Raw genomic sequence first — 15,457 nt, 5'->3', positions numbered from 1 at the left:
TATTATGTAAAAAAAATCCGGTGCCTGATTGGGCACCGGATTTATTTTTTCTTGCAGATGTTACCGAAGTCGGTTTTCCGTTTCGGAAACCGCTGTCAGCTCAGTAGTTTAGTGGCTTCCCGGCGATCGCCGCCGACAGGGCGGTTGACCGAAATGGATCGGCCTTTTTTCATGCCTTTTTCGTAGTCATCCGTGATGCCTTTCATTGCTTCCTGAAGTTGTTGTTTGAACGTCTCACGATCCAGGTTTTCAAATTCACGATCGATGTAGTTGCTCATGCGCTTGTCATGATCATCATCGGTGTTCAGAACGGGTAATTTTTCTAATGCCCCTTCAATCCAGCCTGCCAGGAAAGAAGAGACCCGGCGCGTGACTTCGGTCTGACTGGCACCTGTCCCGGCAAAACTGTTGCGGAACTGGCCGGTTTGCTGGTTCATTTCCCGGTAAACCACATCAAAGGCAAACGCGGCAAAAATTGCCCGCTCGGCGACACCGATAAACTCGGCCTGCTTCAATCCTTTGTAATTGGTCAATACACACTCGACACCAAAGCGCCGGTTGATGCCACGGATGATTTTCAGGATCTGCTGGCTGATGTCTGTTGGTAACAGCGTTGCTGATTTTGTTTTACCCATCTGGATAAATTCAATGTCATCTTTCTCAAGGCCATACTTCAGCATCAGACGATGCGCCATCTTGATGGCCTGTGCTGCTTCATTGACATTGGCTGAGTTACCTAATTCGAGGCATTTGGCGATTTTTTTCAGCGCCTTTCGCTTCTGTTCAGACATCCATACCACTCACATTCAAAAAACGGTCACGTATTTTAGCGTGTTCGGTACGAGAATGGCAAAAAACAAAGTTGTAATTAATTTGCGGTTCAGACAAATGAGTGACTTACCTTGTACCGGTCACCGATGATACGCATAATAAAACGGACCTGATGCAAAGAGAGCCTGCAGAATCATGACTATCCAGTCGATCGATGTCCCTTTTGAGTTTCGCCATACCTGCTGGTTTTGCGGTGAGCCTTATTATGAGAGCTTTATTTTCCGGCCTGAACCGGACTATGCAGGCGATCTGCCGGTCAAAGTCCCTTGTTGTGAAGAATGCTATGGTTTGTGTACCCGGACGAAAGCGAGCGGGCTGGATTTATTACGCGATCGGGTGAAAGCAAGGCTTCACCGTAAGTATCAGAAACATTTGCAGATTGGTGCGCACTGGACAAAGGAAGAACTGGAAGACTCAGAAATGGAAGGCAAAGCCTTTGAAGGCTTTAAGGAAAGTGCCTGGAAGATGTTTGAGATTGCCAGAGAACGCGTGAACTATACCGGGTGGCCGCTGGCGATTGATGGTCAGCCTGTTGGTCAGGTCAGTCAGGCATTTCAGGTGGAATATAATGGTATCGTCTATCCGAATCTGGTTCAGGCTGTAGAACAGTTAGCCAAAACTTATGCGATTCCGCAAGAGTACCTGGAACAAACAGTTGAGCTGGTTGGCCGCCATCAGCTGGGATTTGCCATTCGTTTCTGTAAGACAACCCATGGTTACTCCGAAACGCAACAGGCGGCGAGTCTGGCCAGTTTGCGGGAAAGGCTGGCAGAAGAAGAAAGCCATGTGCAATCGGCGGTGCGTCTGGCTCAAGAACCGAAGGGGATTGATGTCGCGCTTAAGTCGATTGAGCCTCAGATTTTGCATCGCACGGAAGTGTCCCCCTATGCCGTGCAATGGGCATTGCGTCACGGTGTGAGTACACTGGCACAATTAGCCGAGCGAGAAGATGCCTTTTTCGCTTATTTCAGCCAGGATTCTGAGCTGACGGCGGTTCTGTATTTTACAGGGCTTCAAGTGTACCTCGAAAAACGGGCATTGGATCCGCAATGGGCCGAAACTCAGGATCCGAATCGTCAGTGGTTCCATCGCTTAAATCAGCAGTCGAATTGATCAACCAGTTCAGAAAAGAAAAAGGCCGGTCATCCCGGCCTTTATTTTTATTTACGGTGTCTGTGGCTGATGATGGCTTGCCCAGACCACGGTATTACCATCCTGATCAAATGCGACGACATCGTATGGCATTTTCTGATCATTGTATTCCATTCCCGGTGACCCCATCGGCATCCCCGCGACGGCCAAACCTTTCAGATTGGCAGGCTTTTCTGCCAGGAACCGTTTGATGTCCTGGGCCGGAACGTGGCCTTCAAAGACATACCCCTGAATTTTTGCCGTATGGCAGGAGGCGTACTCAGGATGAATGCCATTCGCTTGCTTAATTGGATGCAGGTTATTCTCGAAGGTCATTTTGATATCAAACCCATTGTCATTCATGTGTTTGACCCAGCCCTTGCAACAACCACAGGACGGAGACTGATAATTTGTGCCCTCAATCACCTCTGCTGCGACAGAGGACAAGCTCATCATGAGCAGAGCAGCGGATAAGAGTTGATGTGTTTTTTTCATGTTTATTTCCTTGATTCACTTCTGGTGCACAGCCTGATCGGGCTGGCGAAAACGAAATTCCTCCCGGCAAGAGTCAGTCTGAACCAGACAAAACCAGACAAGAGGACGGATTTATTCGTTCAGGAGCGAATCGGGGGTCTTAAACGTGTGGAAACCGGTTCATCCCAGTACCCGGATGCATAGGCATGAAATGAAATTGCGGATGTCAGCATCAGGGGGAACAGGGGGGATGCCGGCATAAAGAGTGACGTGTGACACGAAGACTGACAGTGTTGTTCGCAATTCACGGCATGGAGACTTTCATGGCAGGTGCGCTGTTTGCCTTCCGACATCTGATCCGTCATGCCATCACAACAGTCTGGCTGTGTCATCTCAATCGCGGGGTTCATACAGTCATCGAGCAGATCTTCACCAGCGATTGTCAGGGCGACACTCAGGCTGCTCCAGGGCAAAAACAGCAAACAAAGGATAACAATCATGACCCTTCTTAAGCTTGAATTCTGCTGATTGCGCGTCTGTGAGAGCATGGCGTTTGGTATGAAATCCCTGACGAAATATGAACTCAAAGCAGTATAACCGGATTGCAGAAAGCTTTCATAATCAAAATCAAGACAAGGTGAGTTTTCTAACTTGCTGAAATTGTGTGGAATGAACGAAACCCAGATTTCATGCGGCTTTGCGAGATTTTTATTTGGAACAAGCCTAACGTTTTTCTGACATTTTACCGGATGCTTTAGGCTTTAATTGCGATGAATTGACATTTTTTTGCGCTAGGAACGGGTATGCAATACACAGAAGAAGACAGAAAAGTCCTGTATGAAACATGGATGAGTTACAAGGCGAAGATGCGGGTGACACAAATTGAAATGGCGAAAAAGCTGGGCGTCAGTCAGTTGTTTTTCTCCGACATTTTGCGGGGCAGTTTGCCGCTGGAACATCGTTTCGTCAGTCAGTTTTGTCAGTATATGGGGGTTGATCCGGTGTTGACGATTCCTTCTTTGCGGGAACAAATTGGCGGCACATTACCGAATACGGTGACGCTGACCAATACCTATATTGTTGATGGTAATATTAAAAATGTGCGTTATAGTGGCAATCAAATCGTTGTTGAATATGAACATAACGTGACAACGCACTGATTGGCTCAGACAATTTGTCATGATCGGAATGCATCGGCCCTTGTCACAGACAGGGGCTTTTTTTATCCGGATTACAAGGAGTAAAAATGAAAATTGGCATCATCGGGCTGGGCGATATCGCTCAGAAAGCTTATTTGCCTGTGATCACGCAATGGCCGGGTATTGAGCTGGCTTTTTGTACCCGAAATCCAGGGGTACTGAAGCAGATTGCTCAGACCCATCGTATTCATGATGCAGTGACGGACTACCGCGAGCTGGCGGGGCTGGGAGTTGATGGTGTGATGATCCACAGCGCGACGGCCTCTCATTTTGAAATCGCACAGTTTTTTCTGAATCAAGGGATTCCGGTCTTTGTCGATAAGCCGCTGAGTGACACTTACGCGGAATGTGAATCCTTGTATAACCTTGCAGAAACGAAGCAATTGCCTTTGTTTATGGGATTTAACCGGCGATATCTGCCTCTGATTCAACCTCATCTGAGCGAAAAGGTAATGCAAGAGCAGTTGCTGGAGATACGCTGGCAGAAACACCGGCTGAATCAGCCCGGAGATGCCCGGACTTTTGTATTTGATGACTTTATCCATCCGCTTGATAGCGTCAATCTGAAAGGAAATGTCCAGGCAGAAGATCTTCAGGTGATCACTCAGCAATTGCATGGGAAGTTAGCCAGACTGGACGTCGCATGGCAGATTGATCAAACCATTCATCAGGCATCAATGAACCGGATTAATGGTGTCACTGCAGAGCAGGTGACCCTAAACTTTGAAAATCAGACTCTCCATTTTGATTCACTGGCGACCGGGACCGGCTGGACTGATGGCGCAGAAAGCAAACTGACGTTGCCGGACTGGACGCCAATGCTTGAGAGTAAAGGTTTTACCGCGATGATTGCGCATTGGCTGGATGTTGTTTCACATGGAAGGATGGATCAAACGCTGATTCAGAGAAACCTGAATTCTCATTATCTTGCTGAAATGATTTGCAAGAAGCTGGGGCAGTGATCCTGACTTTTTCCGAATCAGTCAAATTACTTATCAATCAAATTCCCTGGGCCGATGGAATCAACATCGGCTCATTTGTTTTGTACTCAAACCGACTTGGTGATCACAAGTAAAATTTTGTCATCAGAATTTAATTGGTGGATTTCTGTACGACTGAAGGTTTTTTAGGAATGGCGGGCTAAAAATCACACAGGTTCGTTGGAATTACAGAAAATAAGCTGTTAGTGTGCGTCCCCTCACACAACTAGTGAGTAATTTATGCATACCACCAAACAACCAGGGGCTGATAAATTAATTTCAGTTCTAACGATTGGCTTCCTGAGCCTGTTCCTGATCGCGGCAATCGCGGATCTGTCCTGGGTATCTTCAGCGATTCAAACACTCTTTGGTCAAGCGACCACCGCATTTGGACATTTCTGGCAATGGTTTATGTTGCTGAACTTTATCCTCGCGGTTGTGCTGGCTCTGCTGCCATTGGGCCAGGTCAGACTCGGGAATTCCCTGAAACCAGAAATCGGTCAGTTCAGATGGACAGCAATGATTATGTGCACATTGCTGGCTGGTGGCGGGGTGTTCTGGTCGGCAGCTGAACCCATTTATCATTTTGTGACCACGCCACCTGTTTTTGAGGGAGTCCAAGCGGGGCAGGCAGCAGCGGTTGCTCCGGCACTAAGTCAAAGTTTTCTGCACTGGGGATTTCTTGCCTGGGCTGTGCTGGGAACACTGGCGACGATTGTGCTGATGTATGCGCATCATCAAAAGGGCATTCAGTTGCGTCCCAGAGCATTACTTTATCCGTTGCTGGGGGACCGGCTGGAGAATCATTGGATTGGATCTGTGATTGATGCCTGTTCGATCATTGCAGTTGCAGCGGGGACCATCGGGCCGATTGGTTTTCTGGCTTCGCAACTGGGGTACAGCTTGCATGTGGTTGCCGGACTGGGTGACTCGGTGATGACGCAAGTCGGTTTATTGGCGGTTGTCGTCACCATCTATTCTCTGTCGGCAGCAACAGGTATGGACAAAGGTTTGCAGTGGCTCAGCCGGTTTAATGTCATCGTCGCTGTTTTCCTGTTGGCTGTGATGCTGGTGGCCGGTCCTACCGGATTTATTTTTGAACAATTCTCACAGGCAATGTCTGTGTACATTCAACATTTGCCTGAGATGAGTCTGACTCAGACTTCCCCTGACTGGAACGCATGGTGGACCTGGTTTTTCTGGGGGTGGTTTATCGGATTTGCACCGATGATGGCGATTTTTATTGCCCGTATTTCAGTCGGTCGCAGTATTCGTGAGTTGGTGATGACGGTTGCGATTGGTGCCCCTCTGGTGACGCACTTCTGGTTTTCCGTGTTGGGTGGTTCAGGGATTTATTTTGAGCTGACGCAACCAGGTGCAATCTCTGGTCCGCTGAATGAAGGGGGATTGCCTGCAGTATTGCTGGCGACACTGGCGCAGTTACCTTTCAGTGACTGGTTAATTCCGGCATTCCTGGTACTGACGACGACTTTTGTCGTGACAACCGGTGATTCAATGGCCTATGCCATTGCGATGGTGACTTCAGGGAAGAATGAACCTGCGGCCAGTCACAGATTGTTCTGGGCAATTGCTATGGGATGTGTTGCCGCTGTGCTGGTGATGGCTGGTGATGGCGGATTAAACGCACTCCAGTCTTTCATCGTGATTACAGCGGTGCCGGTTTCTTTCCTGATGGTTCTGACATTGCTGACGGGTCCGCAGGCCGCAGTGCGGCTTTATCGTGAAAAACATCAGTCTGTGAACTCTGTGAACAAAGAAGCGCAATGCGCAAATCTTCGTTGATTTAGTGTGTTACATAAAATAAGCCCTCCGTTTCCGGAGGGCTTTTTGTTTATACTCGGTTTTTATGTTTTCGGTTGCTTGTCTGTATCGCGTGGTGGTAGCGGCCAATCTGTTTCGCTTTTGCACGTTTCTCCGCAATGGATGCAGAGTTGAATGCAATTTCTCTGTTCAGTTTGTGGTAGTTCCGCAGCCGTCGCTCATCCAGATCGCCATTGATAATGGCTTCCTGTACCGCACAGCCGGGTTCCTGACGATGTGAACAGTCGCTGAAGCGGCATGTTTCCGCAAGTGCTTCAATATCATTAAACGTTACGGAAAGACCTTCACTGCAGTCTGCCAGCTGAAGCTCTCGCATACCCGGTGTATCCAGAAGCAAACCGCCCTCAGCCATAAGATGCAGGGAACGGGCTGTTGTCGTGTGACGTCCCTTACTGTCATCTTCACGAATACTTCCCGTTAACTGAGCGTTTGCAGATAACAGTGTATTGACCAGTGTTGATTTACCGGCGCCAGATGAACCGAGAAAAGCGATTGTTTTTCCTTTGCCGCACCAGGCTGACAATTTGGCAACGCTGTCCGGATCAAGTCCATTCACGGCTTCAATCAGGAGCATGCTGTCAAGCTGACGGACTTGTTCCATGAATGGTGCCGGGTCTTCAACACAGTCGGCTTTCGACAGCACGATGACAGGCTCAACACCGGCTTGATGCGCTAAAGCAAGATAACGTTCAATTCGGCTCAGATTGAAATCTTGATTGAGTGAACAGACGATAAATACAGTATCGATATTGCTGGCGATTAGTTGCTCAGCCACCTTACTGCCGGCAGCTTTTCGCTGAAAGCGCGAATAACGATCAAGTAAGCGCATATAGGCGTTGGTTTCTGAAACTAAAAGCCAGTCTCCCACGGCGAGTGCCGGCATTGCCGGTAGCATGGGCAGCGATAACAGGCCTTGTTCGGTAAGAACATCAATACGGCTCTTATGGACGGCACTGACACGTGCAGGTTTACATGTTTCCCATTCTTGCAGGGAAAGTTGTTGTTGAAAGTAAGGTTTCCAGCCCAGTTCCTGTAAAGCGTGTATGGGTTGAGAAATAAGTGTTGTCATGATGTGTTGACCCCTGACGCAAAGCGCCATTGTCTGAAATTAGAAATTATTCAGGGGCAATACGGCCCCGGTCAGAATGAACCGGGCAAGACAAGCGGGAAGGGCAGAAGCGGAGTGGGTTTCAGTGGACTCTTTCGCTTACTGACTCTTTACCATGTTCTGTGCCCGGCGGGTTTTGAATACAATCATCGTGTGTCCTTCATTTTGTGGGATAAGTGACGGGAATTTAGCAGGGAAAGACAAAAGTGTCCAGAATTGAGCAAGACAATCTGGACACCTGAGTCTGATGAAACGAATTATGCAGCCAGGTATGCGGCTTTACGGGCATTAAAGCGATCAACCAGATCGTTAATGTCTTCCTGAGAATATGGTTTCAGGCCGCTCATCAGCATTTTCTTTCTGCCTTCGCCAACCACTTCACCATTTTCTTTAAAGCTGAAGGCTAGTGTGACGCTGCCACGCTTGCCGTCGGTTTCGATGATGGAGTCAGTCAGTTCGACTTGAGGAGCATCCAGATCCAGACGTGAAAATTCTAACTCCATGCTTTCGTAGATCACCAGTGGACGGACAGGGTTGATCATCACCTGTTCAGACTCCATGAGTGGCACCATGATATGCGGAAAGTTCATCCCGGAGAATTTCACATAGTTTTGGGTGACTGTTTCGATCAGTTTTGTATTGTGGGTAATCTCACCATCACGGATCACATGCAGGTATTCTTTTCCTTTGTCGTCGACCAGTGACAGATCGGTTGCTGACTTGGTGTTGATAGTCAGTGCGATACCATCGGTGATCATTCCGGCAAATTCCACACGCATCTTCTGGCTTAATCCAGTTTTTGCCAGCATCACGGAAAAGAGCAGGTCGCCAGGAACACAAAAGCGCTTGTTGTCAGCATCGTGAATCGGGTTAAAGTCACCGGCAACTCTTTTGGCAAAGTGGCTGGCTTGTTCACGAGAAAAAGAATAACTACCGTTTTGTTCAGCGAAGTAAGAATTTAGAAACATTGAGTTGGAACTACCTTAGATCATCGTAATCCGGGTAGTTTAACCGATAATTTCAGAGCAAATGGTCTAGCCAGATGGTGAATGTGTCAGAAAAAAGACATGTCTCCGAAGTTAGCACAAAAGTGATGCAACTGATGACATACTCATGTATGATTCCCGACCATTTGGGGAATGTTCTCCATCCTTGATCTGGACGTGTAGAAGAGGCCAGAGACTATAAGCGGTAGGGAAACTGCATTCGAAAGGGTGCTCAGCTTTATCTGAGGCTGAGCACCCTATCATTTCTCATTTCATTTTCTTTTTTGTCCGAACGCGAGACTTCCTGTTTCAAACAAGCATTAAAAATAATCCGGCGACCAGAATGCAGGCGGCAGCAATTTCAATTCTGCCAATTAACCCGAATGTACTGGGGACAATCATTTCGTCGTGATGATTCATGGACATACCCTCCTGCTATTTTATCGTTGTTCTATTCTGTCCTGTGACTGTTCTCCCTCCAGGCAGCACAGCTTTTCTTTTATTTTCAGTATAGTCCAGGAATGCAAGAACATATTTGACACGAAAGAAAAACAAATTTGCAACACTGAATCAATTCATATAAGTGACTTCTGTTGATCACCACAAACGTCAGTCCTGTGTCTATACTCACTGAAAACAGCACAATAAAGTACCAATCGTGGTGAAAAAATGACAATTTCCTTGTTAATTCTCGGTGGCCTGATCCAGGCGGTTGCTGTCTACATCGCGTTTTTTTCTCAGTTTTCAGGGCATCTGTATATCGCGACGATCCTCATGGTTGTCGCCCTGAGTAGTCTGATGGCAATCCGGAGCCTGATCGCCCCGGTTTGCTTGCTTGCAGGCGTGATTGTCGGTCTGGCTTTATCTCATAACCAAACGGATATTAAACTTCTGAATCAAGTCGGCAGTGTGCTGAAATCTGCTGCTGAACCTGACTGGAATGTCATTCAGAATGGGACAGTTACCAGCGAGGCAATGACCAGTGAGACATTCACGAGTGAAGGGTCACCGAAGTAACCCTTCCGCATCATGAAAATATGTGGCTTTAGCTGATGATTCAGAGACTTCTCAACTAGGGGATTGGAATCAACAAGCGCTGACCTGCATGGATTTTGCTGCTCGCCAGTTGATTGATTTGTTTGAGGGTGCCGATTGAAGTGTTGTTCAGTGTCGCCAGCTGGTAAAGCGAGTCACCCGGCTCAATATGATGAATGCTGTACTTTTGTTTGATGTATTGCAAGACGTCTGACTGCTGAAAAAAGTGCTCCAGTTGCTTGCGTGGTATCAGCAAAGTGCTTTCTTCGCGCTGGAGCGTCAGCCCTGCAGCATAAGCCGGATTGAACAGGCTCAGCGTCTTTCCGGACATACCGGCATCTTCAGCAATCTGCTTCAGCGGCATTTGGTGTGTGACTGTGATTGTTGTCATGACCCGTCTGTTGGGAATGAAGGCGAGTGGCATACTGAACTGATGCTGTTCCTTTAGTAGCTGGCTGAGTGCGAGTAACTTCGGAACGTAATGTGCTGTTTCTTTCGGGAGATCTAATGCCCAGAAATCTGTTGGTTTACCCAGTTTCTTATTTTGTCGTATCGCTTTACGTACCCGGCTTTCTCCGCTGTTATAGGCAGCAATTGCATGAAGCCAGTTACCGTTGAATCTGTCATACAGATATTCAAGCAAATCCAGTGCGGCGTTGGTTGATGCCACAATATCCAGCCGTCCGTCATATTCATTGTTGATTCGAAGGCCAAAAGATTTTCCGGTTGCTCTGGTCATTTGCCAAAGTCCTGCTGCGCCCTGATGTGAGTATGCGTAAGGGTCAAACGCGCTTTCAATAAAAGGCAATAAAGCTAATTCAACCGGCAAGTGTCGTGCTTTAACATTCTCATACAGATAATAGAGAAAAGGTTCGGCGCGTTGGGAGACTGTTTTAATGTGCAAAGGGCGTTGAAGGTACCAGTTCCGGTAATATTTGACACGACGGTCATTGGGGACGTTAATGTTGCTCTCTCTTGCAAATCTGTCCCATAAACTGGCTTCTTTCATCAACGATAATTCGGGCAGGGAAGGTGGAGTGTAATCTGCGGGCAAACCCGTCGCAAGATAGCGTCCTTCAATCACATCGTGATTAATCTGACAATGCGCATGATTCAGAGCCAATTGCAGTAAGGTTTGTTCTTCTTGATTCACTGTTTCTGTGTTTGTCACTGACAAGCTTTCGCACCCGGTCAGTAACTGGAATGACAACACTAACAACGGCATCGCATATTTCATAACAGACCTGCTTACCTAGTTCACATTGAGCCAGCATTTTTTTGTGGAACTTTTCAGGTATAGCAAGACAGCTTTATGCAAACTGTCTGAGTTTTGATACGGTTGTTGTATTTCTTTGCGGAGGATGTGGGAATGAAAAGTACAAATGATTGGGCTGCTTTCATTGACCAGCACCTTTTGAGCCAGCCTGGTGCAGTGATTGATTATCCATTTGGGCCTGAGCCAACGGTTTATAAAGTGGCCGGGAAGATGTTTGCCTGGGTTGCTGTGAGGGAAAATATCCCCGTTCTGACCGTGAAGGCAACGCCGGCAGATGTGGAATTTTTGGTGGGAGAGTTCCCCTCCATTACCCCCGGATACCATATGAATAAGAGACACTGGATAACGGTTCGTATGGATGGTCAGATCCAGTCTGGCATGTTAGAGCAGCTTGCTTCAGCATCCTATCAACTGGTTGTCAGCGGATTAAGTAAAGCGCAGCAAAACACGTTGAAATTGAAGTAAGCATCAACGCCACACTCAGTGGCGTTGATTCAGAGGGGAAAATCTTCAGAAGTAGAATCGTGTACCGAAAATAAACCGGGTGAAACTGTCTTCCACACCGTCTTTGGTCACATTGATATCATCTGTTGCGATGTTGTAGTTCACTTCAGCACTGAGAGCAACGTGTTGATTAATGAAATATTTCAGGCCAGCAGCCAGTTTGATATTCAAGGCGGTGACATCTTCGATATCAAAATCGACATCTTCATCAGCATTTGCAGACAAGTTTGCAACCTGAGCTGCAGCACCTAAGTAGGGTACCCAATCGGTGGAGTTGGTAAAGTTGTACTCAGTGAACATACCAATCTGGAATGTTTTCATACTGTCACTCATATTGACATCCAGTACGCCACCCAGTTCCCAATCGTTAGTCAGGAAGTATCCGTAAGAGGTATTTAAAATGAACAGGTAATCATCAATGTAATCAAGGTCCAAACTACCTTGTAAACCAAACTCTTGCGTACCTTTTTCCAGGGTTACTGCAAGTGCAGCCGGGCTGGCTAACATCGTTGAGACCAATAATGCCAATGCTTTTTGTTTCATTTTTATCACTCCATTGTTTTGTGATACTTCAGAAGCATAGACGAGAGCTCAAAATCTTGCTGAGGTTGTGAAAACTTTTCTCAATTAAGCTCAAAGCTTTGTTAGGGAATGATTCTGTTGATTTCACAAGTATATTCAGAGCATTGGTTGCCACGTTGCGGATTTTTTGAGCTGTCTTGGGAAAAATAACGCGGTCTGAATTGTAAGAATTTTGATCTGCATCTAATGCACTATAACTTGTTGGTGGTATTAAAATTCAACACACTAAAACATTGCATTCATACAATATGCTCTCACTATAAGACCATGGTCTGATAGGAAGGGCATTATATTCGTTGTCAGTCGATGGTATAACTGAAAGAAAAATGAACAAAGGCAAGGTAAGATGCATTTTCCCTATCGAAACATTGTCATTCTCACTGGAGCAGGGATTTCGGCTGAGTCTGGCATCAAAACTTTTCGGGATCAGGACGGACTTTGGGAAAACCACCGTATTGAAGATGTTGCAACTCCGGAAGGTTACCAGAAAGACCCGGTTTTAGTTCAGTCATTTTATAACCAACGCCGCAGGCAGTTAGAAAGCGGAACGGTAAAGCCGAATGCGGCTCATATCGCGCTTGCACGTCTGGAACAAGAGCTGGATGGCAAGGTTACGGTTGTGACGCAAAATATTGATAATCTGCATGAATTGGCTGGCAGTCATCAAGTCATTCACATGCATGGTGAATTACTGAAAGCACAGTGCAGTCAGAGTGGGCAGACGATTGACTGGAGCGGCGATATTTCTTTGGATGATTGCTGCCACTGTTGTCAGATTCCGGCACCTTTACGACCAAATGTGGTTTGGTTTGGTGAAATGCCGCAAGGCATGGATAAGATTTATGCCGCGTTGACTGAAGCTGATCTCTTTATTGCCATCGGAACATCTGGCTCTGTATATCCGGCAGCCGGATTTGTACATGAGGCTGCAATGCATGGTGCTCATACCATCGAGTTAAATCTGGAACCGAGTATTATCGAGAGTGAGTTTGAGGAAAAGCGCTACGGGCCCGCATCTCAAATTGTGCCGCAGCTGGTTGAAGAGTTACTGGCAGCTGATTCTGTTTAACCTGACAAAAAAGGCGCCGTTTTCGGCGCCTTAAACCTTACTGACCAGCTTTCAGCTTCTGGAAGTATTCTTCATAGAGGGTGACAGCATCACCGACACTGTCTTGCCATTCACCGGCATCCAGCACTTCCTGTGGCGGGTAAACACTAGGGTTGTCGACAAAGGATTTGGGCAGTTTGTCTTTTGCTGCTGCGACCGGGGTCGGATAACCGATTTCAAGCGCAATTTTCGCTGCATTTTCTGGCTTGAGCAGAAAGTCGATCATTTTATGGGCTGCTTCAACATTCTTCGCACCAGCCGGAATCGCCAGGCTGTCCATCCAGAAGATCGCACCTTCTTTCGGCCAGATGATTTCAATGGGTGCACCTTCCTGGCGAGCCATATAGGCTGAACCATTCCACAGCATACCCAGAGAGGTTTCGCCAGCCATATATGGGTTTGCCGGAAAATCTGAGTTAAAAAGCAATACGTTTGGCATCAGCTTTTTCAACTCTTCATATGCTGCTTTAATTTCTTCCGGATTCTTGGTATTGGCTGAGTAGCCCAGCTTACGTAATGCGATATGGAAGAACTCACGCGCATCGTCCATCATCATCAGCTGGCCTTGCCATTTGCTGTCCCAGAAATTACTCCAGCCTTTGATTTCGTCCTTATTGACCGTATCAGTATTCACACCGATGCCGGTTGCACCCCAAATGTAGGGGATAGAGTAGTCGTTATTCGGATCAAAAGGCTTATTCAGGAAGTTTGAATCCAGGTCTTTAAAATGACTCAGCTTTGATTTGTCAATCTTGTGCAGCATGCCTTCATCACGCATCTTAGAGACGTAATAAGTTGAAGGCACAACCAGATCATAGCCAGAACCATAGGTCTTCAATTTTGCGTACATTGATTCATTCGACTCGTAGGTCGAGTAAATCACTTTGATACCGGTTTCTTTGGTAAAGTCTTCCAGCACGTCAGCCGGGATATACTCAGACCAATTATAGAAATACAGTTCATTGTCTGCTGCCAGCGCCGCACTGGAAACAAGCGACATGGCGAACACACCGCCGGTCATCATTGAAGACCATTTATTCATTTTTTTACTCCTAACTTCAGAAGCCTTGCTGAGGCTATCCGGTCGCTATAGCAATGCCCACCTCTCTTGCGGACAAGTGATGTCAAATACGTTGACGGGTGCATGTCAGAAGGGCACGGGTGCCGTTTCTAACGTGTGGAATTCATTCAAGAATCAGTGGGAGAGTATAGCAGAGGGGGGGCGGAAAAAGGCAACCAATGTGGTTTGGTTGCCTAAAGAAAGTACTTATTGGCCAGCTTTCAGTTTCAGGAAGTTTTCCTCGTACAGAATATTGGCATCGCCGACGGCGTTTTGGAACTCGCCGCGATCCAGTTCTTCCTGTGGCGGGAATAATGTCGGGTTGTCTTTATACTTCGCATTCGAAGCAGCAACACCCGTCAGGTAACCGGTTTCTTCTGAAATTTTTGCGGCAACATCCGGGCGCAGCAGGAAGTCGATCATCTTGTGCGCAGCGTCCACGTTTTTCGCGTTGCTGGTAATCGACAGGTTGTCTACCCAGTAAATACCACCTTCTTTTGGCCATACTAATTGAATTGGCAGTCCTTCACGCTGCGCAGCCGCCGCTGAACCATTCCAAAGCATGCCTAAGCCAACTTCACCGGCCATATATGGCGCAGCTGGGTTGTCAGAGTTGAAGACCAGAACATTTGGCATCAGCTCTTTCAGTTTTTCGTAAGCTTCGTTGATCTGTTTAGGATCGGTTGTATTGCCTGAGTAACCTAGAATCTTCAATGCGATGTGATGCACTTCACGGGTGTCATCCATCAGCATCAGCTGACCACGGTATTTCGGATCCCACAGGTCTTCCCAGCTGTCAAAATCAGCAGGGTTATACATTTCAGTGTTAACCGCAAGGCCAGTGATCCCCAGAACATGAGGGATAGAGTACTCATTGTTCGGGTCAAATGGCTTGTTCAGATAGTTCTTATCAAGGTTTTTGAAGTTCGTCAGTTTCGATTTGTCGATCTTCTGCAGCATGCCTTCATCGCGCATTTTGGCAACGAAGTAAGTTGATGGCACCACCAGATCGTAACCTTCCGGGTGTGCTTTCAGTTTGGCATACATGGTTTCGTTCGACTCATAAGTCGAATAGATGACTTTAATGCCCGTTTCTTTAGTGAACTGTTCACGTAATTCCGTTGAGATATACGGACCCCAGTTCATAAAGACTAATTCTTCATTGGCTGCATTGACACTACCGGATACCAGTGTAGCGGCACATGCGGCGCTGGCCAGAAACGCGGACCACTTCTTCATTGATGTGATAACTCCAAAATCCCTGATGGGATGGTTAATAAAACAGAGAATCAATCGACTGACTCTCTGCGTAAACAGCCAGGCAGAAATCTACCTGGCCGT

At 47.1% G+C, this 15,457-nt stretch carries 16 protein-coding genes; 7 read left to right on the top strand and 9 right to left on the bottom strand.

Annotated features, from left to right (window positions below):
- Positions 1-95: 95 nt before the first annotated feature.
- The gene (locus L4174_RS08505) at positions 96-791 is read right to left on the bottom strand and encodes a DUF2786 domain-containing protein (protein ID WP_248140352.1); all 696 of its coding nucleotides are present in this window, start codon (positions 789-791) and stop codon (positions 96-98) included.
- A gap of 175 nt (positions 792-966) precedes the next feature.
- Between L4174_RS08505 and L4174_RS08500 the strand changes: the two genes are divergently transcribed.
- Positions 967-1,944 carry a hypothetical protein gene (locus tag L4174_RS08500; protein ID WP_248140351.1) on the top strand — a complete coding sequence of 326 codons (978 nt, stop codon included), beginning with the start codon at positions 967-969 and terminating at the stop codon, positions 1,942-1,944.
- 51 nt (positions 1,945-1,995) lie between these two features.
- Here the strand turns inward: L4174_RS08500 and L4174_RS08495 are convergent, their stop codons facing one another.
- Entirely contained in the window at positions 1,996-2,457 is a 462-nt protein-coding gene (locus L4174_RS08495) for a DUF411 domain-containing protein (protein ID WP_248140350.1), read from the bottom strand.
- Positions 2,458-2,576: 119 nt separating this feature from the next.
- On the bottom strand, positions 2,577-2,936 hold the full coding sequence (locus L4174_RS08490) for a hypothetical protein (RefSeq protein WP_248140349.1): 360 nt from the start codon (positions 2,934-2,936) through the stop codon (positions 2,577-2,579).
- A 303-nt stretch (positions 2,937-3,239) separates the two neighbouring features.
- Here L4174_RS08490 and L4174_RS08485 point away from each other — a divergent pair, with 303 nt between their 5' ends.
- The 3 genes from L4174_RS08485 to L4174_RS08475 all read left to right on the top strand — a co-directional run bounded on the left by L4174_RS08485 (position 3,240) and on the right by L4174_RS08475 (position 6,418).
- Positions 3,240-3,596, top strand: coding sequence for a helix-turn-helix transcriptional regulator (locus L4174_RS08485; protein WP_036752068.1), 357 nt, complete (start codon positions 3,240-3,242; stop codon positions 3,594-3,596).
- A gap of 86 nt (positions 3,597-3,682) precedes the next feature.
- Positions 3,683-4,597: a Gfo/Idh/MocA family protein gene (locus L4174_RS08480; RefSeq protein ID WP_248140348.1), complete on the top strand. Its 915-nt coding sequence runs from the start codon at positions 3,683-3,685 to the stop codon at positions 4,595-4,597.
- Between the two features lie 258 nt (positions 4,598-4,855).
- The gene (locus L4174_RS08475) at positions 4,856-6,418 is read left to right on the top strand and encodes a BCCT family transporter (RefSeq protein WP_248140347.1); all 1,563 of its coding nucleotides are present in this window, start codon (positions 4,856-4,858) and stop codon (positions 6,416-6,418) included.
- 49 nt (positions 6,419-6,467) lie between these two features.
- On the opposite strand, the gene rsgA is transcribed toward L4174_RS08475, so the two are convergent.
- Positions 6,468-7,526 carry a ribosome small subunit-dependent GTPase A gene (gene rsgA, locus L4174_RS08470; RefSeq protein ID WP_248140346.1) on the bottom strand — a complete coding sequence of 353 codons (1,059 nt, stop codon included), beginning with the start codon at positions 7,524-7,526 and terminating at the stop codon, positions 6,468-6,470.
- A gap of 296 nt (positions 7,527-7,822) precedes the next feature.
- A complete protein-coding gene (locus tag L4174_RS08465) occupies positions 7,823-8,533 on the bottom strand; it encodes a DUF3581 domain-containing protein (RefSeq protein ID WP_248140345.1) in 711 nt (236 codons plus the stop codon).
- Between the two features lie 687 nt (positions 8,534-9,220).
- On the opposite strand from L4174_RS08465, the gene L4174_RS08460 reads away from it, so the two are divergent.
- Positions 9,221-9,568 carry a hypothetical protein gene (locus L4174_RS08460; protein ID WP_248140344.1) on the top strand — a complete coding sequence of 116 codons (348 nt, stop codon included), beginning with the start codon at positions 9,221-9,223 and terminating at the stop codon, positions 9,566-9,568.
- Positions 9,569-9,623: 55 nt separating this feature from the next.
- Here the strand turns inward: L4174_RS08460 and L4174_RS08455 are convergent, their stop codons facing one another.
- Positions 9,624-10,823 carry a transglycosylase SLT domain-containing protein gene (locus tag L4174_RS08455; RefSeq protein WP_248140343.1) on the bottom strand — a complete coding sequence of 400 codons (1,200 nt, stop codon included), beginning with the start codon at positions 10,821-10,823 and terminating at the stop codon, positions 9,624-9,626.
- 132 nt (positions 10,824-10,955) lie between these two features.
- Between L4174_RS08455 and L4174_RS08450 the strand changes: the two genes are divergently transcribed.
- Positions 10,956-11,327 carry an MmcQ/YjbR family DNA-binding protein gene (locus L4174_RS08450; RefSeq protein WP_248140342.1) on the top strand — a complete coding sequence of 124 codons (372 nt, stop codon included), beginning with the start codon at positions 10,956-10,958 and terminating at the stop codon, positions 11,325-11,327.
- A gap of 45 nt (positions 11,328-11,372) precedes the next feature.
- On the opposite strand, the gene L4174_RS08445 is transcribed toward L4174_RS08450, so the two are convergent.
- Positions 11,373-11,909 carry an outer membrane beta-barrel protein gene (locus L4174_RS08445; protein WP_248140341.1) on the bottom strand — a complete coding sequence of 179 codons (537 nt, stop codon included), beginning with the start codon at positions 11,907-11,909 and terminating at the stop codon, positions 11,373-11,375.
- 385 nt (positions 11,910-12,294) lie between these two features.
- Here L4174_RS08445 and cobB point away from each other — a divergent pair, with 385 nt between their 5' ends.
- Positions 12,295-13,017: a Sir2 family NAD+-dependent deacetylase gene (cobB, locus tag L4174_RS08440; RefSeq protein ID WP_248140340.1), complete on the top strand. Its 723-nt coding sequence runs from the start codon at positions 12,295-12,297 to the stop codon at positions 13,015-13,017.
- A 37-nt stretch (positions 13,018-13,054) separates the two neighbouring features.
- Here the strand turns inward: cobB and L4174_RS08435 are convergent, their stop codons facing one another.
- Both L4174_RS08435 and L4174_RS08430 read right to left on the bottom strand, forming a co-directional pair.
- Positions 13,055-14,080 (bottom strand): extracellular solute-binding protein, encoded by a 1,026-nt coding sequence (locus tag L4174_RS08435; RefSeq protein WP_371929404.1) that lies wholly within the window; start codon positions 14,078-14,080, stop codon positions 13,055-13,057.
- A gap of 243 nt (positions 14,081-14,323) precedes the next feature.
- The gene (locus tag L4174_RS08430; RefSeq protein WP_248140339.1) at positions 14,324-15,355 is read right to left on the bottom strand and encodes an extracellular solute-binding protein; all 1,032 of its coding nucleotides are present in this window, start codon (positions 15,353-15,355) and stop codon (positions 14,324-14,326) included.
- Between the last annotated feature and the right edge of the window lie 102 nt (positions 15,356-15,457).

The sequence above is a fragment of the Photobacterium sp. CCB-ST2H9 genome, from assembly GCF_023151555.2.
Classification (GTDB): Bacteria; Pseudomonadota; Gammaproteobacteria; order Enterobacterales; family Vibrionaceae; genus Photobacterium.
This window is presented reverse-complemented; position numbering and strand designations above follow the sequence as displayed.

Bases quoted from the DNA above. Each gene is read 5' to 3' on its own strand.
- L4174_RS08505 (WP_248140352.1), bottom strand. From the start codon at position 791: ATGTCTGAACAGAAGCGAAAGGCGCTGAAAAAAATCGCCAAATGCCTC.
- L4174_RS08500 (WP_248140351.1), top strand. From the start codon at position 967: ATGACTATCCAGTCGATCGATGTCCCTTTTGAGTTTCGCCATACCTGC.
- L4174_RS08495 (WP_248140350.1), bottom strand. From the start codon at position 2,457: ATGAAAAAAACACATCAACTCTTATCCGCTGCTCTGCTCATGATGAGC.
- L4174_RS08490 (WP_248140349.1), bottom strand. From the start codon at position 2,936: ATGATTGTTATCCTTTGTTTGCTGTTTTTGCCCTGGAGCAGCCTGAGT.
- L4174_RS08485 (WP_036752068.1), top strand. From the start codon at position 3,240: ATGCAATACACAGAAGAAGACAGAAAAGTCCTGTATGAAACATGGATG.
- L4174_RS08480 (WP_248140348.1), top strand. From the start codon at position 3,683: ATGAAAATTGGCATCATCGGGCTGGGCGATATCGCTCAGAAAGCTTAT.
- L4174_RS08475 (WP_248140347.1), top strand. From the start codon at position 4,856: ATGCATACCACCAAACAACCAGGGGCTGATAAATTAATTTCAGTTCTA.
- rsgA (WP_248140346.1), bottom strand. From the start codon at position 7,526: ATGACAACACTTATTTCTCAACCCATACACGCTTTACAGGAACTGGGC.
- L4174_RS08465 (WP_248140345.1), bottom strand. From the start codon at position 8,533: ATGTTTCTAAATTCTTACTTCGCTGAACAAAACGGTAGTTATTCTTTT.
- L4174_RS08460 (WP_248140344.1), top strand. From the start codon at position 9,221: ATGACAATTTCCTTGTTAATTCTCGGTGGCCTGATCCAGGCGGTTGCT.
- L4174_RS08455 (WP_248140343.1), bottom strand. From the start codon at position 10,823: ATGAAATATGCGATGCCGTTGTTAGTGTTGTCATTCCAGTTACTGACC.
- L4174_RS08450 (WP_248140342.1), top strand. From the start codon at position 10,956: ATGAAAAGTACAAATGATTGGGCTGCTTTCATTGACCAGCACCTTTTG.
- L4174_RS08445 (WP_248140341.1), bottom strand. From the start codon at position 11,909: ATGAAACAAAAAGCATTGGCATTATTGGTCTCAACGATGTTAGCCAGC.
- cobB (WP_248140340.1), top strand. From the start codon at position 12,295: ATGCATTTTCCCTATCGAAACATTGTCATTCTCACTGGAGCAGGGATT.
- L4174_RS08435 (WP_371929404.1), bottom strand. From the start codon at position 14,080: ATGATGACCGGCGGTGTGTTCGCCATGTCGCTTGTTTCCAGTGCGGCG.
- L4174_RS08430 (WP_248140339.1), bottom strand. From the start codon at position 15,355: ATGAAGAAGTGGTCCGCGTTTCTGGCCAGCGCCGCATGTGCCGCTACA.